Here is a 24,779-nt window from a genome sequence, read left to right as displayed (position 1 = left end):
CCATCCTAGAGCGGTCTCATCAGGTACGTAGCGACGAGGTGCGCCGCGTCGACTGCTGACGGCACAGCACCTCCAGCAACCGTGGCTCGACGCCCGGGGTGCTCACGCTGCCAGCCTCTGCAGCACTGGGTCTGCCCGCAGGTTCCAGGGCAGCAGTTCCTCGACGCGATTGATCGGGTGCTCGGCGATGCGCGTGAGCACCTCGCGCAGGTACGCCTCGGGGTCCAGCCCATTGAGCTTGGCGGTCTCCACCAGGCGACATCGACCCTTCGACCTCGTTGCAGCTGGACGAAGAGCAGGTCTGGCTGAGCGGTGCACGCGCCAGTGTGTGCCCGGATTCTGGTCGGTGGTGTCGGGCTGACAGAGCCGGCGTAGTGCGCGACCCGAGCAACGTTGAGCTTTCCAGGGTTCCGCGCGTCCCTTCACCCCTCGCTCAGCACAAGGGAAGCCGGCGCGGACGAGAACACAGCCGGGTTCGTGAAGCCGAAGCTAGACTGCCTACGGCTTGAGTCGGGCGGCCTGGATGAGGTCGGGCAGGATTTCCTCTGCGAGGCCCCGCAGCACCACGGCCGCCACCTCATCCACATCGATCGCCGCCATGTTGAGCGTGATGATCTTGCCACCGTTCGTCGCCGCGATCATCGGCAGGTCTGCCGCCGGGTAAACCGCCGCAGAGGTCCCCACGACCAGGAACACGTCGCTTTGCGCCGCGACCTCTTGCGTCCTGGTGAGGAGTTCCTCGTCGAGCATTTCCCCGAACATCACGACGTCGGGTCTCGCTCGCGCGCCGCAGCGCGGACAGCGTTGCGACAACCAGGGCCCTTCCCGGTTTCCGCAGCTGTCGCATCGCCAGCGCCGCAGGTTGCCGTGCAGTTCGAAGACCTCCTGCGCGCCGGCCTCGGCGAGCAGCCCGTCGACGTTTTGCGTGATGAGCGCCGTGCTCGGTCTGCGCATCTGCAGCTCGACGAGCGCGCGGTGACCCGGGTTGGGCCTGGCCTGTGACAACGCCGCCATCCGCGCCGCCCAGAAGTGGTGGAAGCCCTCGGGATCGCGTTTCAGATCGTCGATGTGAGAAAACTTGACCGCGTTCTCGTCCCTCCAGAGGCCGTCGGCATCGCGGTACGTCGGGATCCCTGACGCCTTCGAAAGACCGGCGCCCGAGAGTACCGAGATGCGCGAGGCGGCGTGCAGGAGCGCCGCTGCTGAATCGATCGAGCTCATGCAACCATCATCCGCGTTTTCCCGGGCGATCGGACCCCCGATGGTCGGGAGCTTTCGCTAACCCTGGCCGCGACACCGAGCAAGGTTTGCCGCATCTCGCAACGGCAACCGAACCGACGGCAGCGTGGCCGGTCCTATCGAGGGTTGACTGCCCTGGTGCCAAAGCGCTCAATCGATATTTTCCCGACATCGACTGGAGCCAGTTATGAAGGCATCTTCAGTCGTGGCATTTGTCGCCACTTGCACATTCATTCTCGGCTGCGACACGCAGCCCAGCGTCTTGTTCGTGGCGCACGGAAGCCTGTTCCACATGCTGCAGTTGACCGATGCCCATGAGGAATGCATCGCGCCCTATCGACTTTGCTACCTGACGTCGTGGGACGGCACGACTTCCCGGGGATGCTGGGTCCGCGAAGAAGCCAACATCCGCGCCCGCTTTCCCGATTCGGATGACAAGCTGGTACCGGTGATCGATTTCCGCCGCACGATGTTGGCTGAGTACCGGAACATCGCCCTGGAGTAGACCGACGACGCCCGCCAGGCGCTGTCCGTACCGAACCCGTGCCCCCCGGATCCGAGCTCGGCCGCCGGAACGCCCAACGAAAGCCTGCTCAGGCCGAATGCCTCTGAGCCATGGCTCGCATGAACCTGCCAGGGACTGCTCCAACCAGGTCGCAGAATGCGTCGCGATCGCCCTCGGTAGGGAATCCGTACACGGTGCCGCGTCCTGCTGCGGCCGGCGATCTTCCCTGTGCTTGATAGACGGTGCGGAGGTACCGGACGAACTGCCCTCCCCAACGCTGGTGATCGGAGACCCGCAGCATCGCGGTGTGGACGCCGGCGATCTTTCGCTCGGTGATCGCCACGTGGGGAAACACAAACGACGCGTCATCCTCGGTTGGGCAATCAGCCCGGGTGAAGCCGTCCAGAGATACGAACGGTAGCGTGAGGTCCATGTGTCAAAGTTGCCAGCGCGTCGCCGCGCAGATTGTCGCGCACGACGGTCAGTTCGACCCCACGCGCCAAGGCGTGCGTCGCATGGGTATGGCGCATCCAGTAAGCACTGGCGCGCGCCGGCTGATGACTTCCATGAGGCATCACCGACGCGCCTGAAAGGACTCATGCCCATTGTCGATCGGCGCGCAGGACGCAACCCAGATATACCAGGCTACTTGAACCCGCTGCGCATCACAGTTTGAATCTTCGGGCGGGGTCTTTCACCCATCTTCGAATTTTCCAGTCCGCGCGAGCGGGCCACGAGCTGCCGGCAACTGGGCCGCAAACTGCCGGGCAGGGCCCAGGAGAGTTGGCCCTGTCGTCTGCGTCATCTGCCGCTGCGTGGCCACGAGGTGCTTCCGCACGGCGTCGCGCATGCCGGACCGGGCAGTGTGCGTTCGATGGATGGTGCGTGTGAACGGCTCGCCGGGCTAGGTGGCTTCGGCAGGCGCGAGCATCGTGCCGCGGCAGTTGGAAGAGCCGCAACGGCAGGGATAGTCCGTGGGCGGCGAGCCGTCATCCGCTGTCAGGCAGTAGTCGATGAACAGTTCGTCTCCTGCATCCACCGCAACGATCGTCTGGAACTTCAGCAACAGCCGGCCTGCGTCGTCGTACTCCTCGACCGCCTCGCAGTTCGGGTCGCAGGCGTGATTCAGGTGGCGAGTGCCGTTGCCTCCTTTGGCGCCATCGATGGTTTCATGATTGGACAAGGTGAAGAGGTAAGTGAGCTGGTCATCCCAGACCTTCGAGGCGACTTCTCGCTGCGAGTAGCGCCGGCCTTCGTAGAGACCTAGCAATGCGAAAGCGGGCAAGGCGCACGTCGCAAAGGCGCCGAGGCCGTGAACACCGCTGGGCGCCACCCTGACAAAAGGGGTGGAAGACGTGTGTTTGCGAAGCTTTGCCATGCGAACGGAAATTGTAGGTGGAGTCCAAACTTGGCGGAGACTGTGATCGAGCTCTGAACGGTTTTTCGCGGCTTCCCGAAGCACAAGAAAAAGCCGCCGTTGGACGGCGGCTTCAGCGCCCCTGGGGCGGAGCGAGCTTTCGAAGGCCTATCTCTTCTGACCTTGACCTGGCTGCTGGGGTGTCGGGTTGCCTTGGCCCGGCTGTTGCCTTCCAGGGTTGGTCTGCTCTTGCTGACCCGGCTGACTTGGCTTGTTGCCCGGTTGATTCGGATTGTTCTGTCCTGGTTGATTTGCCATGAGTGTCTCCTTGAGTGCTCGGAGCGACATCGCTGCGAGACCAATCTAGGCGAAGCGCGCTGGGCAAAGGTGTAGCCACGTTCCGGGATGGCCCGTAGGAGCCCGGCGGGCCTGGTGGCTTTCGGTTGAACTCCCTCGGTGCGGCACAACCCACGCGCACCATGGGCTCCGGATGGCCCACAGCTCACACGGCACCGGGCATCCAATCTTGGCGTTGGAGGCCTATTCCCCTGCCTTGAACGGCCGCGGAAACACCGTCGCCTCCGAGCGGTCCACCACCCGATAGCCTTGTGCCTGGCGCCCGGCGGGCCCGGTCACCCGATCGACCTCCTCGAGGAAGCCCGCATCGAGCATCCGCTTGCGAAACGCGCTCTTGTCCAGCTCGCGGCCCAGCACGATCTCGTAGGTGCGCTGCAGCTGCGGCAGCGTGAACGGCTCGGGCAGCAGGAAAGCTGGCAGCGATGTGTACTCCACCTTGCTGCGCAGCCGGTCCAGGGCTGCGGCGAGGATCTCGGCGTGGTCGAACGCGAGCTTGCGCTGCAACGCCAGGTCGACGTGAGCCCATTCATGCTCGTGGGGAGCGCCTGCAGCCACCTCCCGGGCCGAAGGCGGGGCGATCAGGGCGAAATAGGCATGCGTGGCGGACCAGCCTCGCGGATCGCGCGAGGCACTTCCCCAACTGCCCAACTGCTCCAGGTAGGGCGTGGCCACGCCGGTCTTCTCCTTGAGCTTGCGGCGCGCGCAGGCCAGCAGACTGCGGTCGATGTCGACGTCGACGAAGCCCCCGGGCAAGGCCCAGCGGCCGGGAAATGGCTCCTGCGGCAGCTCTGGCCTGCGGACCATGAGCACTTCGAGACGCTCGCTGCGGACCGTGAAGATCACGATGTCCACCGTGACCAACGGCCGCTCGAAGGCGAGATGCGCTTTGCGCTGAGAGATTGCCATGGCGCTTGACTTCCTGTTTCAAGGTTGTACTATACAACCTTGAAAGTTGTACAGAGCAACTCACAACCGCAAGGAGCCGATTCCATGACCAACCTCCGTACCCAGCTTCTCATCATCGATCCCCAGAACGACTTCATGGACATCGAAGGTGCCGCCCTGCCCGTCCAGGGTGCGAACGCGGACATGAACCGCCTGGCGGCGTTCATCGACGGCGCCCGGGACAAGCTCGACGACATCCATGTGACCTTGGACTCGCACCATCGCGTGGGCATCGAGCGGCCGGCCATGTGGCGCAAGGCCGACGGCAGCGCGGTGGAACCGTTCACGCAGATCAGCGCGGCGGAGGTCCGCGCCGGCACCTATGAGCCGCGCCGGCCGGAAGTCCTGCCGCGCGTGCTGGCGTACCTCGATGCGCTGGAGGCCGGCGGGCGCTATCGCCTGATGGTCTGGCCGGTGCACTGCGAGATCGGCACCTGGGGCCACAACGTCCAGTCGGCCGTGCGGGCGGCATACGGCCGCTGGGAGGTCTCTACGCTGCAGCCGGTGCGCAAGATCTTCAAGGGCATGAATGCCTGGACCGAGAACTACAGCGCCCTGCAGGCGGAGGTGCCCGACGAGCAGGATCGCGACACCCAGCTCAACACGCGCCTCATCGCCGCCCTGGACCAGGGCCAGCGCATCCTGATTGCCGGCGAAGCCAGCAGCCACTGCGTGCGGGCCACCACCGAGCACCTCGCCGACCACCTTCCTTCCCGGCGCGTCGACAAGCTCGTGCTGCTCGAGGACTGCATGAGCCCGGTGGCGGGCTTCGAAGCCGAAGCCCGCGCCTTCCTGGATGCGATGCGCGCGCGCGGCGCCACGGTCACGAGCGCCGACGCGTGCCTGCGGTCGCTGGCCTGAAGCTCGAACAAAAAGGAGCCGTCATGACGCCGATCATCAGCAGTCTCATCGACACCGACCTGTACAAGTTCACGATGTGGCAGGCCATGCTGCACCGCCACCCGCAGACGCAGGCCGAATACACCTTCGTCTGCCGCAATCAGCCCGCCTATCCGCTCGCCGAGCTACTCGCAGATGTGAACGAGCAGCTGGATCACCTCTGCAGCCTGCGCTTTGCGCCCGACGAGCTGGCATACCTGCGCGGCCTGCGCTTCATCAAGAGCGACTTCGTCGATTTCCTGCGGATCTTCAGCTTCCAGCGCGACTTCATCCGCGCCTGGGCGGATGGCGGGCAACTGCGCATCCAGGCGCGCGGACCGCAGGTCCACGTGATGGCCTTCGAGATCTTCGTGCTGGCCATCGTCAACGAGCTGTACTTCAGGCGATTCGATGCCGGCGCGGCCGTGGCTGAGGGACAGCGCCGCTTGATGGCCAAGATCGCGCGGCTGCAAGAGCTCGCACGCCGGCCCCGGCGCGCCCACCCGTTCGAGATCTTCGACTTCGGCGTGCGGCGCCGCTTCAGCGCAGCGTGGCAGCGCGAAGTGGTGCGCGCGCTGCGCAACGAGGCGCCCGAGTTCTTCAAGGGCACGTCCAACGTGTTGCTGGCCAAGGACCTCGGCCTGGTGCCGATCGGAACGATGGCGCACGAGTACCTCCAGACCTACCAGGCACTGGGCGTGCGCCTGCGCGACTTCCAGCGCGCCGCACTGGAGGACTGGGTTCAGGAGTACCGCGGCGACTTGGGCATCGCGCTGACCGACGTGGTCGGCATGGACGCCTTCCTGGCGGACTTCGACCTCTATTTCGCCAAGCTGTTCGACGGCCTGCGCCACGACTCGGGCGACCCGATCGCCTGGGGTGAGAAGGCACTGGCCCACTACCAGAAGCTGCGCATCGATACGCACACCAAGCGCCTCGTGTTCTCGGACGGGCTGGACATCCCGACGGCCGTGCGCATCCATGAAACCTTTGCCGATCGGGTGCAACTGGGCTTCGGCATCGGAACGAACCTCACGAACGATGTGGGACTCACGCCCCTGAACATCGTGATGAAGCTCACTGCTGCCAACGGCCAGCCGGTGGCCAAGCTTTCCGACTCGCCGGGCAAGACGCTGTGCGAGGACGCGACCTTCCTCGCTTACTTGCGCCAGGTGTTCAACGTCCAGGCCGCCTGAGGAGAGAAGCGATGCTCAGGATCCAAGTCGCGCAGATCAATCCGACCGTCGGCGACCTGCAGGGAAATGTCCAGCTGATGCTCGACGCCGCGAAGGCGGCTGACACGGCGCAAGCCCGGTTCGTGGTCTTCCCCGAACTGTCGCTGACCGGCTACTACCCAGGCGACCTGCTCGATGACGCTTCCTTCCTGGACAAGGTCGAGGCTGCGTTCGGCCACCTGCTGCTGGCCAGCCGCCAGTTGCCGTCGCTGCACTGGGTGGTGGGCTTGCCCGCGCGCCATGCCGGACCAGGCAAGCGGCTGCGCAACACGCTGTGCGTGATCCGGGCGGGCGAGCTCGTGCTCGAATACGCCAAGCAACTGCTGCCCACCTACGACATCTTCGATGAGCGCAGACACTTCGAGCCCGGAGCGGACACCGCCAGCGTGCTTGAGGTGGATGGCACGCGCGTGGGTTTCCTCATCTGCGAGGATGGCTGGAACGATGCCGGCGCCGACTACCCGGTGAACCCGTTCGAGCGCCTGCGCGACGCGGCCCCCGACCTGGTGATCTCGATCAACGCGAGCCCCTCCAACGTCGGAAAGCGCGAGCAACGCCACCAGGTCCTCTCGGCGGCCGCCGGCCGCAACCGGCTGGCAGTCCTGTACGTGAACCAGGTGGGCGGGCAGGACCAGCTCGTGTACGACGGTGGTTCGTTCGGCGTCGAGGCGAGCGGGCGGGTGACGTGGGAGGCGCCGCGCTTCGAGAGCGCCTGCGTCACGCTGGACTTCGAAGGCGGGCGCTTCCTCGTGGGGGGCGAGCCGCCGCCGCCCGTGCCGTCGCAGGGCCTGCCGTCCCTGGAGTTCTACCGTCGCCAGATCGTGCTGGGCATCCGCGACTACGCCCGCCGCTGCGGCTTCCGGCAAGCCGTGGTGGGCTCCTCCGGCGGGATCGATTCCGCGCTGACTCTGGCTCTTGCTGTCGAGGCGCTCGGGGCACGCAATGTGGCCGCGATCACCATGCCTTCGCGCTTCTCGTCGAGCGGCTCCGTCCAGGATTCGGAGCAGTTGTGTCGCAATTTGGGCATCGAGCTGATCCGGCATCCGATCCAGGCGCCGGTGGCCGCGTTCGAGCAGGGTTTCCAGGCGGCCATCGGCCAGCCGCTGGGCGGCGTCGCGCTGGAGAACCTGCAGGCGCGCGTGCGCGGCACGATCCTGATGGCGTACTCCAACGCTTTCGGGCACCTGCTCCTGACGACCGGCAACAAGTCCGAGATCTCGGTCGGCTACTGCACCCTGTACGGGGACACCAACGGCGGCCTCGGCCCCATCGGGGACCTGTACAAGACCGAGGTCTTCGCGCTGTCGCGGCACCTGAACGAAACCGCGGGCCGGGAGCTCATCCCCGCCGTGATCCTGGACAAGCCGCCCTCCGCCGAGCTGGCACCCGGGCAGCAAGACAGCGACAGCCTGCCGCCCTACGAGGTCCTGGACCCCATCCTGAAACTGCACGTCGAGGGTTCGCGGCTGGGACCCCGGGAACGGGACGCGGCGGCCGCATTCGTGCAGCGGCTCGCCGGCACCGCGGAAGGTGCGGCCGTGATGCAGCGCATCCACCGGATGGTCGCGCGCAATGAATACAAGCGCCGGCAGGCCCCTCCTGTGGTGCGCGTGCGCGGCAGGGCCTTCGGCTCCGGCCGGCAAATGCCGATCGCGGCGATATATCCCTGAGGAGGAAGAACATGGGCGAACAATTCGATCGCGCGGTCTGCATCGGCCGCTTCCAGCTGTTCCACGACGGCCAGGCCGCGCTGATCCGCCGCGGCCTGGAGATCGCGCCGCGGTGCCTGGTGCTCATCGGCTCCGCCCACCAGGCCCGCTCTCCAAAGAACCCTTTCACCTGGCAAGAGCGCGCCGAGATGATCCGGCTCTCTCTACCCGAAGCCGATCGGGCCCGGGTGGAGTTCCTGCCGGTGCGCGACTACTTTTCCCAACCGCGTTGGGTCGCTGCGGTTCGGGAGTGCGTCGCCGCCGCCGCGGGCATGCGCGGGGCACGGGTTGCACTGGTGGGGCATCGCAAGGATGCGACCAGCGACTACCTCAACGATTTCCCGGACTGGAAGCTGGTGGACGTCGGCCGTCAGGGCGAGCTCCACGCCAAGGCCTTGCGCGCCGCGCTCTTTGCAGGAGAAGGCGTCGAGTCCGCGTTGGCTGCGATCGCCAGCCAGGTGCCGCCCTCGACGCTGGACTTCCTGAGGGCATGGACGCAGTTGCCGTACTTCGCCACGCTGCGTGCCGAATGGCAGGCGCTGGCGGCCGAGCGGGCGCTGTGGGCGGGCTCGCCCTACCCGCCCGTCTTCGTGACCGTGGACGCGGTGGTGCACATGGCCGGCCATGTGCTGTTGATCCGCCGCGGTCGGGCGCCGGGGAAAGGTCTGATGGCACTGCCGGGCGGCTTCCTGGAGCAGCGTGAGACTGTCTACCAGGCCGCGGTACGGGAGCTCGAGGAGGAGACCGGCCTCAGGCTGCTGCCTTCCACGATGAAGGCAGGCCTGCGTGAGGTGCAGGTGTTTGATCACCCTGATCGCAGCCAGCGGGGCCGGGTGATCACGCATGCACACTACTTCTTCCTGGGGAATGGCCCGCTGCCCGAGGTGCGCGGCAGTGACGACGCAAGCGAAGCCAGGTGGGTGCCCGTGTCGGAGCTCGGCGGCATGGAGACGCAGTTCCACGACGATCACTTTCACATTCTTGATGCCTTCCTCAACCGGGGGGTAGCCGAGAGAATGCGCACTTGTCGCCACCGGTCCTGCATGCAGCACAGCAACCGCTCTCACGCCGATCAGGCGCGCGCGCCAGGCAATGCGTGCTGATCTTGAACCTTGCAGGATCGCTTCCTACGGTCCTCCCGCGCTCGGCAAGCTGGGGCCCGGCCAATAGTCAGGTTCATAGAGGGTCTAATTGCATCCGGGTAAAATAACCGCATGTCTACCACCCAACTCACCCAGGATGGTCTGCGCTACGTCAAAAAGACGCCAGGGTCGATCATCACGACGCCGCGCGCGGAAGCCATGATGTCCTGCTTCAAGTGCGGAAAGTTCGTGCTTCGCACGGCCATGACTTCGCGGCGCTTCCTCGGCAAGAACCATTTGGTCTGCGCCCCCAAGTGCGGGTAGGCGACCTTCAGGCGGTCCAGCAACGGAATCGGACGCTGCGCTTTCGGCATGCGAGCCATGTGCTCGCGATAGAGCTTGCGCTGTATCGCCAGTGCTTCCCGGAGAGCGCCAAGGTTGTGCTCCGTGTATGACCACACGCCTTGCACAACGAAGTTGCTGGGCTTGTTTGAGTGTGTGCGCGTTGAGCACGTGACTGTCGAACGCTTCGGCCAGCAAGCGCATCAGCGCGACAAGTCTGCAGCGCGTTGCGCTGCAGTGTCGGCCCACCTCTGCGCTTTCGCATCGCGCTCCAACGGCCGCACGTCGACTTCATGTTCGCGCCGCTGCATGGGCGTTTCCCGCCTCGCTTGGTCCAGCATGTGTCGCGGAACGTCTGGGTGATCCAGCTGCAGCAGATCCAGTTCGCGCTCGGCCAACAAACCTGCGAGGACAGCTAGGCAAGGCGGTCACCGAGGCCAAACCATTGAAATGGGACATTTCTATTCAGCCAGGAATGCGACATTTGAAAAAAGCCTCGACAACGTGTGTAGCGGCTGAACAGTAATGGCGCGTCATCAGGCACAGCCAACTTGTCAATGCTGTCCGGGGCAAATTCGTCCGAAGGCCCCAGCCCGATCGACATCGTCCTATAGGTCGAGTCGAGCATCAGTCCGAGCTACAAAATTCCCTCAGGGACGTGCGGGCGGCCACATCTGTGCGGCGTGCAAGACGCGCAGAATCGTCACGGCAATCGTTGATTCCGAATACACAACCACGTAGTTTGGCCGTACCACCATCTCGCGCGTGCCGCTGACGCGGCCCGGCCGATACAGCTTGGGCTGCTCCCGCAACCGTTCGGCCTTTTCCTCGATCTCCGTGACGAGTGCCAGCGCCGCATCGAGGTTGTCTTGCGCGATGTACTCGACGATGGACAGCAGATCGGCGCGAGCCGCTTCGCGCCATTCAAGTTCTAGCACGTCGATTCTTGGCAATCAGGTCGCGTGCTTCAGCCATGACTTGCTTGTGAGGGACTGTTGGACGGGAGTCTTCCAACGCCTCCCGGACCTTCGCACGAAACCACGCGTCATAGGCAGAGTCATCCACCGCCAGTCCGGCCGGCAGTCCACCCTCCTTTGTGACGCGTGTCAGGAGGATCCGGATTGCGTCAGAGACGGTTAGGCCGACGTTCGCCAAAGCGGCGGTCGCCTGCGCTTTGAGGTCATCGTCCACTCGGACATGGAGCATTGAAGTCTGTGCCACTGTCGTCCTCAGTATTCGTAGCAGAGGCAGGAATTGTATCTCAATTGAGATATGAGATGGCGGCGAGACCCGGACATGCGCGTGGATCTCTTCGCTGGCGCTCGTCACCTGGGGTCACCTTGTAGTCGCCAGGTTCCAGCGGCAGCTCTCGCTCAGCGTGAATGCCAAGGCCGAGCCAGGATGGCATGCGATGCAAGGTAGGGTGCGCGCCGAAGAACTCCTGTTGATTCATTCCCAAGCCCCGCGCCACCTCAACAGGATCCGCTCCTTGTTCGCAACGTAGAGGCCTGATGCGGGTCGAGATTGCCGTCAGAGGTCCGCGCGCACTCGTTGGCGAAGGCTCGGGCCCAGGCGTTGTACGGATCGTCAACCATGGTGTGCCTCCAAGCGCGTGCGGCCGCCATCATCCATCGGGCCCGGGACGCACCACCAGCGCTGGTGGGCCCTCTCGTTCAACCCGGCTACCTCGTGCCCTGCGATGAGGATGCCTTCCTTGACCAACTTGAGCTGCGGATACCAGAGCTCGGGTAACAGGGACTGGACCTCGATCTTCGGGGTGGGGTAGAGCCTGGCCACAAGCTCATGCCGGGGCGACAGCTTGCCTCGGTGGGTAACGAGCAGCCAGCCGAATACACCTCCAGCGCGCGCCAACTCTGGAGGCAGCCGCTCGGTATGCCGATACAGGCGATAGACGGTACAAAACACTGGATAAGCATACAGTGTCAAGCGCCGCAAGATCTGGCAATCGTTCAATTTGCCAGAAGCCTCCCATTTGCAGCCACTATCAAGCGGAGAAGTGCCGCAAGCAGTTTGAGAAACGGTTCGAGGTTCAAGCTCCCGCCAGACTGGGAGACATCCACCCGACGCAGATGGCGCCGTTCATCCGCTACCCCTTGAGCGCGAGTCAGGCGCCGAGGCGTCATCGATTCATGAACATGAAAACCGTATAGCAGCGCCGACAGCGGGCTTGGCCGATGGCCCCGCAGTTCGGGAGCGGGTCGAGCCCACTTACGCTGCCCCCGAGAAAGCACTCGGGACAAGGGAGCAACGAGCCAGCTATGGCGTCGCGCCAAGCATCCTCCCACGCGACGATCTGCAATTGCGTAGCGTGCTTCGCTTGAAGATGGCCCAGCAGTTCGCGATGCATGCCTTCGAGCGCCATGTCAGCCCCCTTCTCTTGGGCGGCTCCACGCCCCGCCGCTTTCTTGTTCCTTGCGGGATGACTATAAGACTAAAGTTTAAGAAAAGTGAGAATTCCACATTTCTTCGACGCACCGTTGAATCAAAAAGAGCTACAAAGTACTACATGCCTTGAGAATCACCGGCATGAAGGACGAACACGACTACGACACGAACATGGGGTGGTGGACCGACAAGCCGGACCGAGAGATCCGCTCGTCATCGTTCCAGCCGATTGCCGGCCCGTTCCGGGCCAGACGGCCCCAGCGCGTGTGGACGAAGGCTGCCCATATCGTTGCGTTGATGGTTGCCTTTGGTTGGGCGGTCATGCGCTTGGCTGCACTGTAGAAAGCAGCGCCTGCCAGGACACGCGGTGGTGAGCCTGCCCGAGGCGCAATACGAGGAATGGCTTGACGCGCCAATCGAGCGCTCGCGCGATTTCCCTGAACCAGTACCCCGCCGGGCGCCTGGTGATGACACCCGACCCGCTGCCCCCGAAGGCGCGAAGACCAAGCCGACGCGCGCGCAGCCGAAGCAACCACCGGGAGCAGAACAGCCGACCTCTTTGAGGCGGCTCATCTGTGCAGTTGCCTTTGGAGAGACGATGCGCAGCCAGTCATCGGCGGCGGATTCGCGCCTTTGGGCGCGGTGTCAGACTGGCTACTGAGGGTTGGGAATGGGGGTGGCGAGGGGTACGGGGGCGCTCATCTTCTCAAGCGGTCCCTTCGGCGCCGAGCATTCGCCATCCTCGAATCGCAGGCTCAGAAAGTTTGTTGGCCGCACAAGCAGTCGTGCGGCTACAGACAAGTGCGCACGCGGCCCGGCTCTTACGCTCTCATGGTGCGGTGCAGCAAGGCGGGCGTGGTGCCGGCCGGCTCGCATCGTTTCCACAGGAGCCCCGTACCATGCAAAACCTTCCCCTCCCGGCCGGACGCTGTGTCACGCGTCGGCCCCTCGCACTGGCGCGCATGCGCAGCGTGGCTCTGGCGGCCATCAGCCTGTCGGCCCTGGCGGTGACCGCTACGCCGGCCAGCGCCGAGGCCGCCAAGGCTCCCGCCGAGTGCGCGGCGCTGCAGGCCAAGTACCCGCAATTCAAGGGCAAGACCCTGGTGAATGCGATCAACCCGCACACCCCCGGCTACGAGACCATCGACCCCAAGGATCCGAACAAGTACATCGGCTTCGATATTGACCTGGGTGAGACCATCGGCGCCTGCCTGGGCTTCAAGCTGACCTACAAGCCCGTGACCTTTGCGGCACTGCTGACCACACTGCAGGCCGGCCAGGCCGATATCGTCATCTCCGACATCTACGCCACCGAAGAGCGCGCCAAGGCGGCCGACTTCATCACCTACTCGAAGGTCTTCGATGGCGTGCTGGTGGCCAAGGGCAACCCGAAGAAGATCACCGGCATCAACACCTCGATGTGCGGCACGGTAGCGGCCGAGAACACCGGCTATGTCGAGGTGCCGCTGATCCAGGCGCTGGCGCCGCAGTGCAAGGCCATGGGCAAGCCCGAGCCCGAGATCCAGCTCTATGACAACAACCAGAACTGCATCCAGGCGATCCTGGCCGGCCGCGCCGACACCTACGTCAACGACGTCAACACCGTCGACAACGCCGTCAAGGCCTATCCGGACAAGCTGGAGAAGGCGGCTGCAGTGACGATTCCCTACTCGGTGGGCATCGCCGTACCCAGGGGAAAGACCGACTTCCGCGACGCGGTGATGGCCGCGCTGGTGGCCATCCAGAAGGCCGGCATCCAGACCGATCTGCTCAAGAAGAACGGCCTGCCGGTCGAGAACCTCGAGGCGCCGCGCCTGCTCGTGGTGAAGTGAGATGGAGCTATTCCTCCACTACCTCTCCATGCCCTACCTGATCCAGGGCATCGTCTTCACTCTCGCAGCCACCGCCATCGGGTTGGCGGGCGGGGTGGTGGTGGGACTGATTCTGGCGGCGATGCAGCTCAGCCGCTTCACGCCCCTGGCCGGGTTCGCCCGCGGCTATGCGGTGATCTTCCGCGGCACGCCCCTGGCGCTGCAGATGATCTTTGTCTACAACGCGCTGCCGCACGTCGGCATCACGCTGCCCGGCCTCCTGGCCGCTGGCGTGGCGCTGGCATTCAATGAGGCCACGTTCATCGCCGAGATGTTTCGCTCGGGCGTTGTCGGTGTCGACCGCGGCCAGACCGTGGCCGGCCAGGCCCTGGGCATGACACCGCGCGTGCTGATGCGCCGCATCATCGCGCCTCAGGCCTTGCGCTCGATGATTCCCGCGATGGGCAACGAGGCAGTGGGCACGCTCAAGAACTCCTCGCTCGCCTCGGTGATCGCGGTGCAGGAGCTCACGTTGCGCAGCTCGCAGCTGGCCTCGTCGACCTTCGATTTCTTCTCGGTCTTCTTTGCGGCCGGAGTGATGTACCTGGTGCTGACCGGCGCAATCAGCATGGTGCAGCTGGCGCTCGAAGCACGCTTTGACCTTGACCGCCAGGCGGCGCTGCGCGGACTGACGCGGTGGCTGCCCTGGCGCCGTACCGCGCAGCCAGCAGTGAGCCCTTCGCCCTCAGAAAAAGCCGCCGAGGGGCCAGCGCCTGAGCCCGACGACGCTGAGCCCGACGACGCTATACCCGCCGCGCTGTCGGCACCCGGGGCCGCGGCCGTCGACCGTGCAGCCCGCGCTTCGCGGCTGGCTGATGCGCCCGTCGCGTTGCGCATCAACGGCGTGTCCAAGGCCTATGGCTCGCAGGCCGTACTCAAGGATCTGAGCCTCACGGTGCAGGCGGGCGAAGTGGTCGCGCTGCTGGGCCCGAGCGGCTCGGGCAAGAGCACGCTCCTGCGCTGCATCAACCACCTCGAAAGCTGGGACGCTGGACAAGTCCATGTCGGAGGCCACCGCCTCGGCTACCGGCCTGACGGTCAACTCATGAGCCCGAGTGACCTGGCCCGCGAGCGCGCGCGCCTGGGTGTGGGCATGCTGTTCCAGCAGTTCAATCTGTTCGCGCACCTGACGGCGCGCGAGAACGTGGCCGGCCCGCTGCGCTGGGTGCACGGCTGGTCGGCCGAGGACGCGGACCGGCGCGCGCTGGAACTGCTGAGCCGGGTCGGCCTGGCTCACCGCGTCGAAGCGCTGCCGCGCCACCTGTCCGGCGGCCAGCAGCAGCGCGTGGCCATCGCCCGCGCGCTGGCGCCGGGGCCCAGCGTGCTGCTGCTGGACGAACCCACGTCGGCGCTCGATCCCGAACTGGTCAACGAGGTGCTGGAGGTGATCCGCCGCCTCGCCGTGGAGGATGGATTGACGATGGTCATCTCCACCCACCAACTGCGTTTTGCCGCCGAGGTGGCCGATCGCGTGGTGTTTCTCTCCGGCGGCCGCATTGTCGAGAGCGGGCCGGCACTCGAGGTGCTGCAGCAACCCCGGCATCGGGAGACCGCCCGATTCCTGCGCGTGATGTCGGCCGATGTGCTGCCGACGCCTTCGATGCCCATCCCCGCTTAAGCCCACACCCGCCAAGGATTCCCATGAAGCACCACACCCTGCCAGTCTCTTCTCAAACCATCCATTGGGGCTATTTCAGCAAGGCGGTCGCACCGTCGCTCGTCGTGAAGTCCGGCGACCGGGTGACCATCGAGACCCTGACGCACCATGCCAACGACGACCATGAGCGCATGATCGCCGGCGACCCCGGCGCCGAGTCGGTGTTCGCGTGGACGCGCGAGCACAAGGCCGTGCCCCGCCGCGGTGCCGGGCCGGTGACCGGACCTTTCAAGCTCGGCGAGGGCGAAGGCGTGGGCGTTCACCTGCTCACCGGCCCCGTGGTCATCGAAGGCGCCGAGCCGGGCGACGTGCTGGAGGTGCGCATCCTCGACGTGCGCCCCCGGCCCAGCTGCAACCATTGCTACGCGGGCCGCTGCTTCGGCTCGAACGCTGCCGCGTCCTGGGGCTTCCACTACCGCGACCTGATCGAGGAGCCCAAGCCGCGCGAGGTGGTGACGATCTTCGAGCTCGATACCTCGGGCGAACCCTTCGCCCGAGCCGTATACAACTACGTATGGACGCCGCAGACCGACCCTGACGGCGTGGTGCACGCCATGATCGACTACCCCGGCGTGCGTGTAGACCCTGCGCTGGTGAAGAAACGTGAGAACATCCTGCGCCATGTCAAGGTGCCGGCCCGCCTGCACTTCGGCACCATGGGCCTCGCGCCGTCGGAGTCCGACTTCGTCAGCTCCATTCCGCCAAGCTACACCGGCGGCAACATCGACGACTGGCGCATCGGCAAGGGCGCGCGCATGTACTACCCGGTGGCCGTGCCCGGCGCGTTCTTCTCGGTGGGCGACCCGCATGCGGCCCAAGGCGACAGCGAGCTCGGTGGTACCGCCATCGAGACCTCCTTGACGGGCGACTTCGAATTCATCCTGCACAAGCAGTCCGAGCTGGGCGGCACCATACTCGAAGGCCTGGATCACCCGCTGCTGGAGACCGAAGAGCAGTGGTCGGTCTACGGCTTCACCTATCCCAACTACCTGGCCGCTCTCGGGCCCGAGGCACAGACGCTGATCGCAGGCAAGTCCTCACTCGACCCGGCCATGCGCGACGCTTTCCGCAAGCTGCGCCGCTTCCTGATGACGGTGCACCGTCTCAGTGAAGATGAGGCCATCGCGTTGCTGTCGGTGGCGGCTGATTTTGGTGTGACGCAGGTGGTGGACGCCAACTGGGGCGTCCATGGTTCGATTCGCAAGAGCGTCTTCACGGACCGTTGACAGCTGCGCCCTGCGGCGCCTGGCGGCCGGCTAACAGCGACTTGCGGATGACCGCGTGCACGCCCCAGTTGCCGTCGACGACTTGCGTCACGCCGAAGTCGACGGCCACCGACATCAGGGAAATCGCCTCGTCCTCTGTCAGCCCCATGGCGGTCATCAGAAAGCGCCGGGTCTTGCGGAACGCGTCGCGCATGGCCGGGTCGAGCGAAGACTTTTCGTAGATCGCACTGCGCGCCTTGTCACCGAACTCCTTCAGGTAATTCGGGTGGCTGAAGCCGTGGATCACCCACTCGTCGGCGGTCTCCACCAGGGGGTAGTCGATGTCTGCAAAGGGCTCGCCGCGCAGCTGATCCGCCTTGTGCAGCACGATCTGGAAGACGCCCGTCAGCGAGCATTCGATCGCGGTGCCACACAGTTCGCTGTCGCCCTGCGAGGCGTGTGGGTCGCCCACTGACAGCAGCCCACCGTCGACTCCAACCCGCAGGTAGAGGGTGGCGCCCTTGGCGATGCGCCAGTTGTCCAGGTTGCCGCCGAAGCACGAGGGCGGCACCGAATCGACGAGGCCGGTCTCGGCAGGCGCCACCGCGATCACGCCGAAGTGCGGACGCACCGGGATAGTCACGCCCTGGAGCACGCCGTGGTTCTCGACGATCGAAGCGCGGTCGACCGGGATGCCGGGATAGTCGATGGTCGGGTGCAGCACCCCGTTCGGGTCGCGCTGCGGGGTCCAGCGAAAGTTGTAGACGGCGTGAGCACAGGCATGGCCCTGACTGCAGTCGACCTCGTAGATCGTCACCACCTCGCGCTGCTTGGGCTCCTCGATCAGATCGTCGTAGTGGAAGCCCCACCAGGCTGCGGCGTTGCTGCCGAAGGTCCGGCCCTCGTACTTGGCATTGGCTGCCAGCCGCGGCGCGAGATCGAGGATGCGCACCTCCAGCACGTCGCCGGGCTGCGCGTCCTTCACGTAGATGGGCCCGGTACAGATGTGCACCCCGAAGCCTTCGCCGCTGCCTCGGCCGTAGATCGACGCGTCGGTGGGGCCGGCGCCGCGGCGGTCCACGGCCTTGTGCTCGCGGGTCCAGTGGAAGACGCTCTCGGCGCCGGAGTCGCCCTTGATCATGCGCTCGTGGTCATCGTAGGCGTGCTGTGTCAGCGTCTCGATCGTCACGATGTCACCGGAGGTGATGGTCAGCACCGGCGGAATCGAGCGGCTGAAGTAGCCCCAGTGGATGGTCTGCGCGGTGGCCGGCAGGTGGTGGTGGCGGCCGGCCACGACACTGCTGCCATGCTGCACGGCCGACGCCGCCTGCGCTGTGGTGGCGGCGGGGCCTTCGGCCATGGCCCGGTCGTCGATGCGAGTGCTGAGGGACACCGGGTCCTCGGCGGGCGTCTCGAAGTAGCCAGACGGCCAGCCGCGCCGGATGCGCTTGCGCAGCGACTGCTGGCTGGCATCGTTGGCCTGCTGCCGGTACTGCCGCGGCGACATGCTGTAGCGGTCGCGGAAGCAGTGACTGAAATGCGCCGGATCGTTGAAGCCCCAGCGGAAGCAGATGTCCGAGATCGACAGATGCCCATATTGGCGGTTCGCGAGGTCAGCGCGACATCGTTCGAGGCGGCGCTGGCGCACGTAGGTGGCGAAGGTCTGACCGAGGCCCTCGAAGAGCTTCTGCACCAGGCGCTCGGACAGGCGTTCGTGGGCGGCCGCGGCGGCCAGCGATAGCGATGCATCGCTGAGGTTGGCGTCGACGTATTGGCAAAGCCGGTGCATCGTGGCAGCCCGCGTGCTGCTGATGGCAGGCGAGGCTGGGTCCCGCTGAGCGGCCAGGCTCGTCGCAATGAACTCCGACAGGGCCGCCTCGACCGGCGCGACGTCGTCATCATTCAGGGTGTCAAAGGCGTCGGCCAGCGCGGTCAGTGTGCCCGCGAACATGCGCCCCAGGCCCGCCCGACCAGACAGGTGGCCGAGCGCGAATCCGGGGCCAGCGGGCGGCCGGGCCTTCAGGCTGGCACGCGGCATGGACACCATGAACTGGCGAAAGTTGGAACGGAAATCCAGGCCGGCCCGCGCGCGGGCGGGGCCGAAGACGATGTCCCCGGGGACCAGTTCGATGGTCTGCTGGCCATCGTGCAGCGCGGCATCACCGCTCAGGTGCAGCGCGAGCCAGATGGCATCGGCTGCGTCGCCCAGTCGCTGGATGGTCTGCGGCGATGAGGAGATGCGCGCCATTCCGACCCCGCGCGTCGTGCGCCCCGCGATCAAGGTGCCATACAGGGGGGCTGATGCCGGCACCATTTCGGGCTGGAGGCAGTGCAAATGCAGGGCATCGCGCCACGCATGGGGCCGCTGGTGCACCGGATAGGAGTCGGTCGAGAACTGTTCGAAATGCACGGCGGCGTTTCCCTGGTTGCTCGTAGGGTGCGCAAGACGCGTGCCACTCGCCATGACGCAGGCTGGCATGCAACTGGCTTGCCTCCATGCGATGTCCCCCATCTTCCACATCATCACCGGTGCACCAGACCCGGTCGCGCCCTTCAGCCACGCGGTCGAGGCCGACGGCTGGGTGTTCGTCACCGGGCAGATGCCGTTTGTCGGCACGTCGTTGGATGCACCCTATCCCGAAGGCATCGAGGCGCAGACGCTCCAGGTATTGAAGAACCTCCAGACGGTGCTGGCCGGTTGCGGCCTCGGCCTCGAGCATGCGCTGTCGGTGCGCATCTATCTCACGCACTTCGATGAAGACTATGCGGCGATGAACGCGGTCTACGCCCATCATTTCGCGAGCGGGCGTCGACCCGCTCGAACCTGCGTCGGCGTGACTGGTCTGGCGAAAGGTGCCCGCATCGAGATCGATCTCGTGGCAAGGCGCAGTGGCGCGCGCGTCGCGGCGGAGCTCCCCAGCTAACCCCGCTGGCGCAGGGCGGCGCAGCGGACACGTACGCTCTCATCTTCAAGGTCGAACGCCATTGCGTCAATTCGCATCCGCAATCTGCGAGGACTCACCTTCGGATCCAAATCGAGTTTGCCTCGGCAAGCCCCTCCGCTGTCCAACTGAGGCTGATCTTTGAATCAGCTTTGCGACAGGTGGAAGTCGCGTGGCAATGTCGGGGCGAAGCCGGCTCGCAGCGACGATTGCCTTTCGCACATCTTCATTCGGTTGGCTTAGGGCGCATGGCCCGAAAGTGGTCTCGGCGGAGGCGAATGCGAGGCGGAGATCAGGTACTGCACCGCGGTCAAGTCGTCAAGCCGGCCGAGGGTCCAGCGATTCAGCTTTGCGAGCTTCGAGTCCGCCGTGCGATGGGCGAGGCAGCGTTCAACGCGAAGCGCGGTGCCAGAGGCCAGGGCCTGTGCGCTTTCTCGCGTGAAGAAGCGCAAATGGGTGCGATCCAGGATGCCCTCGTCCCCGTATCGCCATTCGCCCCGCAGCACCAGGGGGGCCAGGACTCTCAGGCAGCGCACGTTCGGCACGCTGATCACCAACTTGCCCTCGGGCGTGAGGCGATGCTCCAAGATCTCGATGCAGTGCCATGGATCGACCATGTGTTCAAGCACGTCCAAGCACAGGATCAAGTCGAACTGCTTGCCATCGAACGCCCTCTCAACCGACGACTCGGCGTCGCCGACCAAGACTTCATCAAAATAGGCGCGTGCCAGGGTCGCAGCCGGTTCGAAGAGCTCCACGCCCCAGCCCTGGCCGGCGCGGCCTGTCTCCTTGAGCCAGCGCATCGTCTGACCGGCGCCGCAACCGAGCTCTAGCACCCTGGAGGAGAATTCCGGCAGCAGCGGTTCGATTTCGACGCGCGGCGTCGAAAAGTAAGTCGCGCATTTGCCGTCATAGTTCTGAAGCATGTGGTCCCCGGTTGAACTTCCTGCTGCCACGAACGCACCCGAGGAAGCGCCACGCGAGACACCAAGTTCAACGACGTTCACGGCGCCGTAGTCCTCGGGTGGCTCGAGGGCCGCCAATCCCTTGCGCAGCATGCTCCTAATCTCTCGGAAAGATGCGGGTTCTTTGTGCCAAGGTGCTCCGAGCGGGGTAAGCAGGTTTCAAAGTGAGACACGAAAACGGGACACCCGGTCACGAGGGAGGCAGCTAACCGTCTGCGCCAGCCGATCGTAAGACGAGGGTGCTGGTGAAAAAAGCGCCGCTCGAGCGAAATGAGGCCGAGGGTCCGGAGCATCGTTGTCGTTGTGCGTTTCTCGATTGTGTGGGCTCCGAGTTGTAGCCGAAACATAGGGGCAGGACTCGCCAGGGTGGCCCTACCCGGGGCATCCGTGGGTGGGGCACTTGCACTTTCATCGCGTTCTCCGGCCGGTCTGAGCAGCAGATCGTTCGAGCGCGCATATGCAAGGGCGGCACCGGCTGACGGCGTTGCTTCACGCGCGCCGCAGCAACTGATACAGCATTCGACGGACATGCCAATCATCGTCCGACCCAGTAGGAATCGGCATCGAAGAGACGCGATTCGCGGGAAGGCTCGTCACCGCTTCATTCTCAAAGGACAGCGTTTATGGAGGAATGTGACTGACCCGTTGTTTTACTAAGCGGCCGAACTGCGGGAACGTTCGATATCCCCACCCGAGCACAAAGATTCCTCGGCAACTAAGATCCCGATTGAGCCTCCTGCGCACGCCGCCTAGAACGAAATTCCCCGATGTCTGAGTTTGATATGCCCGTACAGGCGGCTGCAGTTCGCCGCGCGCTTGCTGCCCATGGAGTTCGCCATGCTTTGGGGATGCTCAATGACAGGACTGAGTACCGATACACGGCCATATACAAACTGAGCGGCGAATCATTGAAGGCCGAGTACGTATTTGATCGTGCCTCTGAGTACCGAACTTGGTTGCAAGCAGTCCCCTTGCAGAAGAGTTTCTGCCAGCATGCGATCGAGCAGGGCGAGTTCGTGACCAGCCACGTCTCCAAGGATGAATCCCTGGTCAGCTATCGCCCCTTTGTTGGCTTGGTTGAGTCGTACTACGGGCGGCTGCTGACACGTGATTCCGGGGCACCCTATGGCACGTTCATCCATTTCGATCTGGAGCCACGCGTCATTGAGGCTGCGGAGGTCTGCTTTCTCCAGCAAGTGACTCCGATGTTTCTTGACTACCTGGACTGACCTGAACCGGCAGTCCTGGCGAGCCAAGTTCTCCGTCTGCACCTCGGTCAATTTGCCGACGTCGTCCCCGAACCAGGATCGTGGCAGCGGTTTCGATGTACCGGTCGCCGCCGCAACCATGCGTCTGCGCTCAAGGATATGTTCCTCCGGCGTTGTTTTTTTGACGCCACAGCTTTCAGGGTCTCCATGAACTGAAGGCTTCGATGTCTCCCGTTTGGCACGCGCTCACTGGACTGATGACATAGAGTCCGACGGCCACTTTTGAAATGACGGGAGAAGTAGACGTGCCAATGACACTCCTCACGCAGCTCTGCGCTGCCGAGGGTCCAATCAAAGTTTGCGACCAGGACGAGATCGAGAAGCTGGCGGTGCTCAGGTCTGCGGCCTTGGTCGAGGCTGATATCCCACCGGTGCTTGTGGAAGATGGATGCTGCCGCTACCTGGGACCTGCAATCTTGCGGAAGGTGACCAATGAAGGTCGCGCGGCAGCCAGGACGCACCAGCGGAAAGAGCCCGGAGACTGAAGCCGAAACAGGAGTAGGCGGGCCTCGAACGGGCGATCGATCGGCCGGTCGCCAAGATCACCGGGAATGGCGCAGTCTTTCTCCCACCATGGCAAGTGAAGTCAGGCTACTTCGTCATGCGTTCAATCTCCTGCATCTCCGCTGCGAAGACCCGCTCGTACTGCTCGCCGGGCTCACCAAGCGACAGGTCAGCAAGATTGTTGGTCTTGATGTAGTCCGTGAAGACTTGCCCACTGCGAGCCTTCAGAATCGCCTGCTGCAGCTCCTGGTATCCCTTCGGATTCTTCTGCGCGAAGGCGGCAGAGACAACATAGACGCCGTAGCGACCAAGAAACTCAGGGGATGGCATTGCGACGCCAAGCGCGTTCAGCTGGCTCTGCAAGGTGTCCGCCTCCGGCCAACGGGGGCTCTTCTTGTCCGAGCCGATGAAGAGTGCCGTGGTCTTGGGACGCAGACTTGACCGCACGAAGTCATCGCCGAGGTTGGCCGTGACATCGCCAGCCAGCAGCGCATTGACCGCTTCCGCGCCGCCTTTGTAATTGACGACGAGCACGTCGATCTTGAGCTTGTCGGTCAGCCACTTCGCCATCACCTCCTGAGCGGTCCCACCCGCCACCGAGATGGAGAGCTTCCCGGGCTTTGCCCTTGCCTGCTCGATGAACTTAACGAAGTTCGGAATGCCAGAATCGTTCTTGACCAGGAACACTCGAGGCTCGTGCAGGTCGGCCATGATGACCCGGAAGTCGCTCGCCTTGAAACCGGCATTCCCGCGCGCGATGGCGAGGTTGAGGTCAGGCTGGTTGATGGCGAGCACGGCAGAGCCGTCCGTTCCTTCGCGCAGCAGCGCCGAGGCTGCGATCTGCCCACCTGCTCCCGGCTGGTTGCGAACGACCACGCTGCGACCGAGGACTCCCTGGAGCGGCTGCGAGAGCAGGCGTGCAAAGGTGTCCGTGCTGCCGCCCGGCGGATAGCCGACGATGATTTGCAGCGGCTTGTCGCTCTGGGCGCGCGCGATTCCGGGCATGGCTGTCGCCACGACTGCCGCACCGAACGTAGTGGTGAAGTGGCGGCGGTTCATCGAGATACGAGTCATTGAGCTCTCCGGTGCGGATTTAGGCAAGCAGGCGTGCGTCGTACGGCGTCGTGTTGAGTTGTTCGCAGCCGTTCGACGTGACCACGACGACGTCCTCGAGATGCGCGCCACCGACCTCCGGCTGGTCAGGCAGCACGATGCGGGGCTCGAGGCACATGACCATGTTCTCCTCGACCACGAAGTCCACGCGGCGATCGACAAGCGGCTCGCCGTGCAGTCCGTAGCCAAGCTGGTGCCCTGTGTTGCCGGTGTAGACGTATTCGCCCCAGCCGCTGTCGACGATGACTTCCCGTGCGCGTGCATCAATCGCCTTGCCAGTCACGCCTGGACGGATCATCTTCTTCGCCTCTTGCAGGGCGAGGTGCGTCGCCTGGTAGATCTCACGCTGCTTCGCAGTGGGTTCTCCGCCGCAGATCACCGTGCGGCCGAGGTCAGCGGTGTAGCCCTTCACGACCGCTCCGATGTCGAGAATGACCATCTCACCTGCCTGAATGACCTTTTCGGTGGCGATGCGTTCGAACATCGAAGCATTCGGGCCGGAAGCAATCAACGGAATGAACGGTTCGAACTCCGAACCGGCGCGCCGCATCGCAGTAACAGCAGCGGCGGAAACCGAATGCTCGGTCACCCCGGGCCGGATGGCTTCGATCGCGGCCAGAGCGCCGAGGTCGGCCACGCGCAAGGACGCGCGGATGAGGTCCACTTCAATCGGGTGCTTGACTGCGGTGAGTTGCAACCACATGGGCGTGACATCACCGATCTCGAGGTCTGGACATGCTTTGGTGAGACCCCGGTACACCATGTGGGGCATGATGTCCGTGGCGATGCGGCCGCGGCTGACCCCATAGTCGGAGAGCATCTTCTCGATGACTTCGTGCCACTTCGACACGTGAGGCAAGCGACGGGCGTCCTGGATGTCGGACTTGAACTTGATCCGCAAGTCGTCGCTGCCGGAGATGTAGCCCACTACGGGCGGCTTGCCCTTCACCACCAGGGCAACGTACTCGGGTTCAAGGAAAGGGCGAAAGCCCTTGACGTAGAAGTCTGTGACCCACCGCACCGCCTCAGCCTTGCAGAAGAGGAAGGCATCGAACCCGGATTGCTCCAGGGCCTTCTGAATCTTCTCTCGCTTGATGGCATGCAGGGCATCACCGGCGTAGAAGCTGGGCGACTGCTTGGTAAACTTGGTTTCGTGGGTCATGATGGTGGCTACCGGTGAGTGATGATGGAAGGTGTG

Annotated in this window: 21 protein-coding genes and 3 pseudogenes; 11 read left to right on the top strand and 13 right to left on the bottom strand. The window is 64.6% G+C overall.

Features of this window, described 5'->3' with window-relative positions; translation table 11 throughout:
• Positions 1-102 precede the first annotated feature (102 nt).
• Positions 103-255: pseudogene (locus AC3A6B_RS09940) on the bottom strand (transposase domain-containing protein); the annotation flags it as partial.
• 243 nt (positions 256-498) lie between these two features.
• On the bottom strand, positions 499-1,221 hold the full coding sequence (locus tag AC3A6B_RS09935) for an SIR2 family NAD-dependent protein deacylase (RefSeq protein WP_487836551.1): 723 nt from the start codon (positions 1,219-1,221) through the stop codon (positions 499-501).
• A 205-nt stretch (positions 1,222-1,426) separates the two neighbouring features.
• On the opposite strand from AC3A6B_RS09935, the gene AC3A6B_RS09930 reads away from it, so the two are divergent.
• Positions 1,427-1,744 (top strand): hypothetical protein, encoded by a 318-nt coding sequence (locus tag AC3A6B_RS09930; protein ID WP_487836550.1) that lies wholly within the window; start codon positions 1,427-1,429, stop codon positions 1,742-1,744.
• 88 nt (positions 1,745-1,832) lie between these two features.
• Here the strand turns inward: AC3A6B_RS09930 and AC3A6B_RS09925 are convergent, their stop codons facing one another.
• The 4 genes and pseudogenes from AC3A6B_RS09925 to AC3A6B_RS09910 all read right to left on the bottom strand — a co-directional run bounded on the left by AC3A6B_RS09925 (position 1,833) and on the right by AC3A6B_RS09910 (position 4,364).
• Positions 1,833-2,177, bottom strand: a complete 345-nt coding sequence (locus AC3A6B_RS09925; RefSeq protein ID WP_487836711.1) for a hypothetical protein — start codon at positions 2,175-2,177, stop codon at positions 1,833-1,835.
• Between the two features lie 7 nt (positions 2,178-2,184).
• Positions 2,185-2,292 (bottom strand): annotated as a pseudogene (locus tag AC3A6B_RS09920) (tyrosine-type recombinase/integrase); the annotation flags it as partial.
• Between the two features lie 356 nt (positions 2,293-2,648).
• Positions 2,649-3,122, bottom strand: coding sequence for an SET domain-containing protein (locus AC3A6B_RS09915; RefSeq protein ID WP_487836549.1), 474 nt, complete (start codon positions 3,120-3,122; stop codon positions 2,649-2,651).
• A 519-nt stretch (positions 3,123-3,641) separates the two neighbouring features.
• Positions 3,642-4,364 carry an NUDIX hydrolase gene (locus AC3A6B_RS09910; protein ID WP_487836548.1) on the bottom strand — a complete coding sequence of 241 codons (723 nt, stop codon included), beginning with the start codon at positions 4,362-4,364 and terminating at the stop codon, positions 3,642-3,644.
• A gap of 84 nt (positions 4,365-4,448) precedes the next feature.
• Between AC3A6B_RS09910 and AC3A6B_RS09905 the strand changes: the two genes are divergently transcribed.
• From AC3A6B_RS09905 to AC3A6B_RS09890, 4 genes are read left to right on the top strand one after another with little or no spacing between them, the layout of a single operon-like run.
• Positions 4,449-5,264 carry a cysteine hydrolase family protein gene (locus AC3A6B_RS09905; RefSeq protein ID WP_487836547.1) on the top strand — a complete coding sequence of 272 codons (816 nt, stop codon included), beginning with the start codon at positions 4,449-4,451 and terminating at the stop codon, positions 5,262-5,264.
• Between the two features lie 23 nt (positions 5,265-5,287).
• Positions 5,288-6,478 (top strand): nicotinate phosphoribosyltransferase, encoded by a 1,191-nt coding sequence (pncB, locus tag AC3A6B_RS09900; RefSeq protein WP_487836546.1) that lies wholly within the window; start codon positions 5,288-5,290, stop codon positions 6,476-6,478.
• An 11-nt stretch (positions 6,479-6,489) separates the two neighbouring features.
• A complete protein-coding gene (locus tag AC3A6B_RS09895; RefSeq protein ID WP_487836545.1) occupies positions 6,490-8,187 on the top strand; it encodes an NAD+ synthase in 1,698 nt (565 codons plus the stop codon).
• Between the two features lie 11 nt (positions 8,188-8,198).
• The gene (locus AC3A6B_RS09890; RefSeq protein WP_487836544.1) at positions 8,199-9,329 is read left to right on the top strand and encodes a bifunctional nicotinamide-nucleotide adenylyltransferase/Nudix hydroxylase; all 1,131 of its coding nucleotides are present in this window, start codon (positions 8,199-8,201) and stop codon (positions 9,327-9,329) included.
• Positions 9,330-9,475: 146 nt separating this feature from the next.
• Here the strand turns inward: AC3A6B_RS09890 and AC3A6B_RS09885 are convergent, their stop codons facing one another.
• The 3 genes from AC3A6B_RS09885 to relB all read right to left on the bottom strand — a co-directional run bounded on the left by AC3A6B_RS09885 (position 9,476) and on the right by relB (position 10,871).
• On the bottom strand, positions 9,476-9,691 hold the full coding sequence (locus AC3A6B_RS09885) for a hypothetical protein (protein ID WP_487836543.1): 216 nt from the start codon (positions 9,689-9,691) through the stop codon (positions 9,476-9,478).
• Between the two features lie 609 nt (positions 9,692-10,300).
• Positions 10,301-10,588, bottom strand: coding sequence for a type II toxin-antitoxin system RelE/ParE family toxin (locus AC3A6B_RS09880; protein ID WP_487836542.1), 288 nt, complete (start codon positions 10,586-10,588; stop codon positions 10,301-10,303).
• Complete coding sequence (gene relB, locus AC3A6B_RS09875; protein WP_487836704.1) at positions 10,575-10,871, bottom strand: type II toxin-antitoxin system RelB family antitoxin; 297 nt, start codon at positions 10,869-10,871, stop codon at positions 10,575-10,577. The genes AC3A6B_RS09880 and relB overlap by 14 nt, the downstream gene beginning before the upstream one ends.
• A gap of 1,326 nt (positions 10,872-12,197) precedes the next feature.
• On the opposite strand from relB, the gene AC3A6B_RS09870 reads away from it, so the two are divergent.
• From AC3A6B_RS09870 to AC3A6B_RS09855, 4 genes and pseudogenes are all read left to right on the top strand, one after another.
• On the top strand, positions 12,198-12,398 hold the full coding sequence (locus tag AC3A6B_RS09870) for a hypothetical protein (protein ID WP_487836541.1): 201 nt from the start codon (positions 12,198-12,200) through the stop codon (positions 12,396-12,398).
• A gap of 557 nt (positions 12,399-12,955) precedes the next feature.
• Positions 12,956-13,888, top strand: a complete 933-nt coding sequence (locus tag AC3A6B_RS09865; protein WP_487836540.1) for an ABC transporter substrate-binding protein — start codon at positions 12,956-12,958, stop codon at positions 13,886-13,888.
• A 1-nt stretch (position 13,889) separates the two neighbouring features.
• On the top strand, positions 13,890-15,545 hold the full coding sequence (locus tag AC3A6B_RS09860; RefSeq protein WP_487836539.1) for an amino acid ABC transporter permease/ATP-binding protein: 1,656 nt from the start codon (positions 13,890-13,892) through the stop codon (positions 15,543-15,545).
• Positions 15,545-16,810: pseudogene (locus tag AC3A6B_RS09855) on the top strand (acetamidase/formamidase family protein); the annotation flags it as partial. The gene AC3A6B_RS09860 and the pseudogene AC3A6B_RS09855, both read left to right, overlap by 1 nt.
• Here the strand turns inward: AC3A6B_RS09855 and AC3A6B_RS09850 are convergent.
• Positions 16,797-19,199, bottom strand: coding sequence for an acetamidase/formamidase family protein (locus tag AC3A6B_RS09850; RefSeq protein WP_487836538.1), 2,403 nt, complete (start codon positions 19,197-19,199; stop codon positions 16,797-16,799). The pseudogene AC3A6B_RS09855 and the gene AC3A6B_RS09850 sit on opposite strands and share 14 nt — an antisense overlap.
• A 52-nt stretch (positions 19,200-19,251) precedes the next feature.
• Here AC3A6B_RS09850 and AC3A6B_RS09845 point away from each other — a divergent pair, with 52 nt between their 5' ends.
• A complete protein-coding gene (locus tag AC3A6B_RS09845) occupies positions 19,252-19,713 on the top strand; it encodes a RidA family protein (protein ID WP_487836537.1) in 462 nt (153 codons plus the stop codon).
• Positions 19,714-19,970: 257 nt separating this feature from the next.
• On the opposite strand, the gene AC3A6B_RS09840 is transcribed toward AC3A6B_RS09845, so the two are convergent.
• Positions 19,971-20,789 (bottom strand): class I SAM-dependent methyltransferase, encoded by an 819-nt coding sequence (locus tag AC3A6B_RS09840; RefSeq protein WP_487836536.1) that lies wholly within the window; start codon positions 20,787-20,789, stop codon positions 19,971-19,973.
• Positions 20,790-21,463: 674 nt separating this feature from the next.
• Between AC3A6B_RS09840 and AC3A6B_RS09835 the strand changes: the two genes are divergently transcribed.
• Entirely contained in the window at positions 21,464-21,925 is a 462-nt protein-coding gene (locus AC3A6B_RS09835; RefSeq protein WP_487836535.1) for a hypothetical protein, read from the top strand.
• Between the two features lie 630 nt (positions 21,926-22,555).
• Here AC3A6B_RS09835 and AC3A6B_RS09830 read toward each other — a convergent pair.
• Together AC3A6B_RS09830 and AC3A6B_RS09825 are read right to left on the bottom strand one after the other, a co-directional pair.
• Positions 22,556-23,542 (bottom strand): Bug family tripartite tricarboxylate transporter substrate binding protein, encoded by a 987-nt coding sequence (locus AC3A6B_RS09830; RefSeq protein WP_487836534.1) that lies wholly within the window; start codon positions 23,540-23,542, stop codon positions 22,556-22,558.
• 19 nt (positions 23,543-23,561) lie between these two features.
• A complete protein-coding gene (locus AC3A6B_RS09825; protein WP_487836533.1) occupies positions 23,562-24,743 on the bottom strand; it encodes a M24 family metallopeptidase in 1,182 nt (393 codons plus the stop codon).
• Positions 24,744-24,779: the final 36 nt, after the last annotated feature.

It is taken from the genome of Variovorax sp. Soil_C_33 (assembly GCF_057656935.1).
The sequence above is the reverse complement of the archived record's forward strand: the minus strand, read 5'-3'. Positions and strand labels throughout refer to the sequence as shown.

Excerpts from the sequence above, each read along its gene's own strand:
- AC3A6B_RS09935 (WP_487836551.1), bottom strand. The coding sequence starts at position 1,221 with ATGAGCTCGATCGATTCAGCAGCGGCGCTCCTGCACGCCGCCTCGCGC.
- AC3A6B_RS09930 (WP_487836550.1), top strand. The coding sequence starts at position 1,427 with ATGAAGGCATCTTCAGTCGTGGCATTTGTCGCCACTTGCACATTCATT.
- AC3A6B_RS09925 (WP_487836711.1), bottom strand. The coding sequence starts at position 2,177 with ATGGACCTCACGCTACCGTTCGTATCTCTGGACGGCTTCACCCGGGCT.
- AC3A6B_RS09915 (WP_487836549.1), bottom strand. The coding sequence starts at position 3,122 with ATGGCAAAGCTTCGCAAACACACGTCTTCCACCCCTTTTGTCAGGGTG.
- AC3A6B_RS09910 (WP_487836548.1), bottom strand. The coding sequence starts at position 4,364 with ATGGCAATCTCTCAGCGCAAAGCGCATCTCGCCTTCGAGCGGCCGTTG.
- AC3A6B_RS09905 (WP_487836547.1), top strand. The coding sequence starts at position 4,449 with ATGACCAACCTCCGTACCCAGCTTCTCATCATCGATCCCCAGAACGAC.
- pncB (WP_487836546.1), top strand. The coding sequence starts at position 5,288 with ATGACGCCGATCATCAGCAGTCTCATCGACACCGACCTGTACAAGTTC.
- AC3A6B_RS09895 (WP_487836545.1), top strand. The coding sequence starts at position 6,490 with ATGCTCAGGATCCAAGTCGCGCAGATCAATCCGACCGTCGGCGACCTG.
- AC3A6B_RS09890 (WP_487836544.1), top strand. The coding sequence starts at position 8,199 with ATGGGCGAACAATTCGATCGCGCGGTCTGCATCGGCCGCTTCCAGCTG.
- AC3A6B_RS09885 (WP_487836543.1), bottom strand. The coding sequence starts at position 9,691 with ATGGCTCGCATGCCGAAAGCGCAGCGTCCGATTCCGTTGCTGGACCGC.
- AC3A6B_RS09870 (WP_487836541.1), top strand. The coding sequence starts at position 12,198 with ATGAAGGACGAACACGACTACGACACGAACATGGGGTGGTGGACCGAC.
- AC3A6B_RS09865 (WP_487836540.1), top strand. The coding sequence starts at position 12,956 with ATGCAAAACCTTCCCCTCCCGGCCGGACGCTGTGTCACGCGTCGGCCC.
- AC3A6B_RS09860 (WP_487836539.1), top strand. The coding sequence starts at position 13,890 with ATGGAGCTATTCCTCCACTACCTCTCCATGCCCTACCTGATCCAGGGC.
- AC3A6B_RS09845 (WP_487836537.1), top strand. The coding sequence starts at position 19,252 with ATGACGCAGGCTGGCATGCAACTGGCTTGCCTCCATGCGATGTCCCCC.
- AC3A6B_RS09840 (WP_487836536.1), bottom strand. The coding sequence starts at position 20,789 with ATGCTGCGCAAGGGATTGGCGGCCCTCGAGCCACCCGAGGACTACGGC.
- AC3A6B_RS09835 (WP_487836535.1), top strand. The coding sequence starts at position 21,464 with ATGTCTGAGTTTGATATGCCCGTACAGGCGGCTGCAGTTCGCCGCGCG.
- AC3A6B_RS09830 (WP_487836534.1), bottom strand. The coding sequence starts at position 23,542 with ATGACTCGTATCTCGATGAACCGCCGCCACTTCACCACTACGTTCGGT.
- AC3A6B_RS09825 (WP_487836533.1), bottom strand. The coding sequence starts at position 24,743 with ATGACCCACGAAACCAAGTTTACCAAGCAGTCGCCCAGCTTCTACGCC.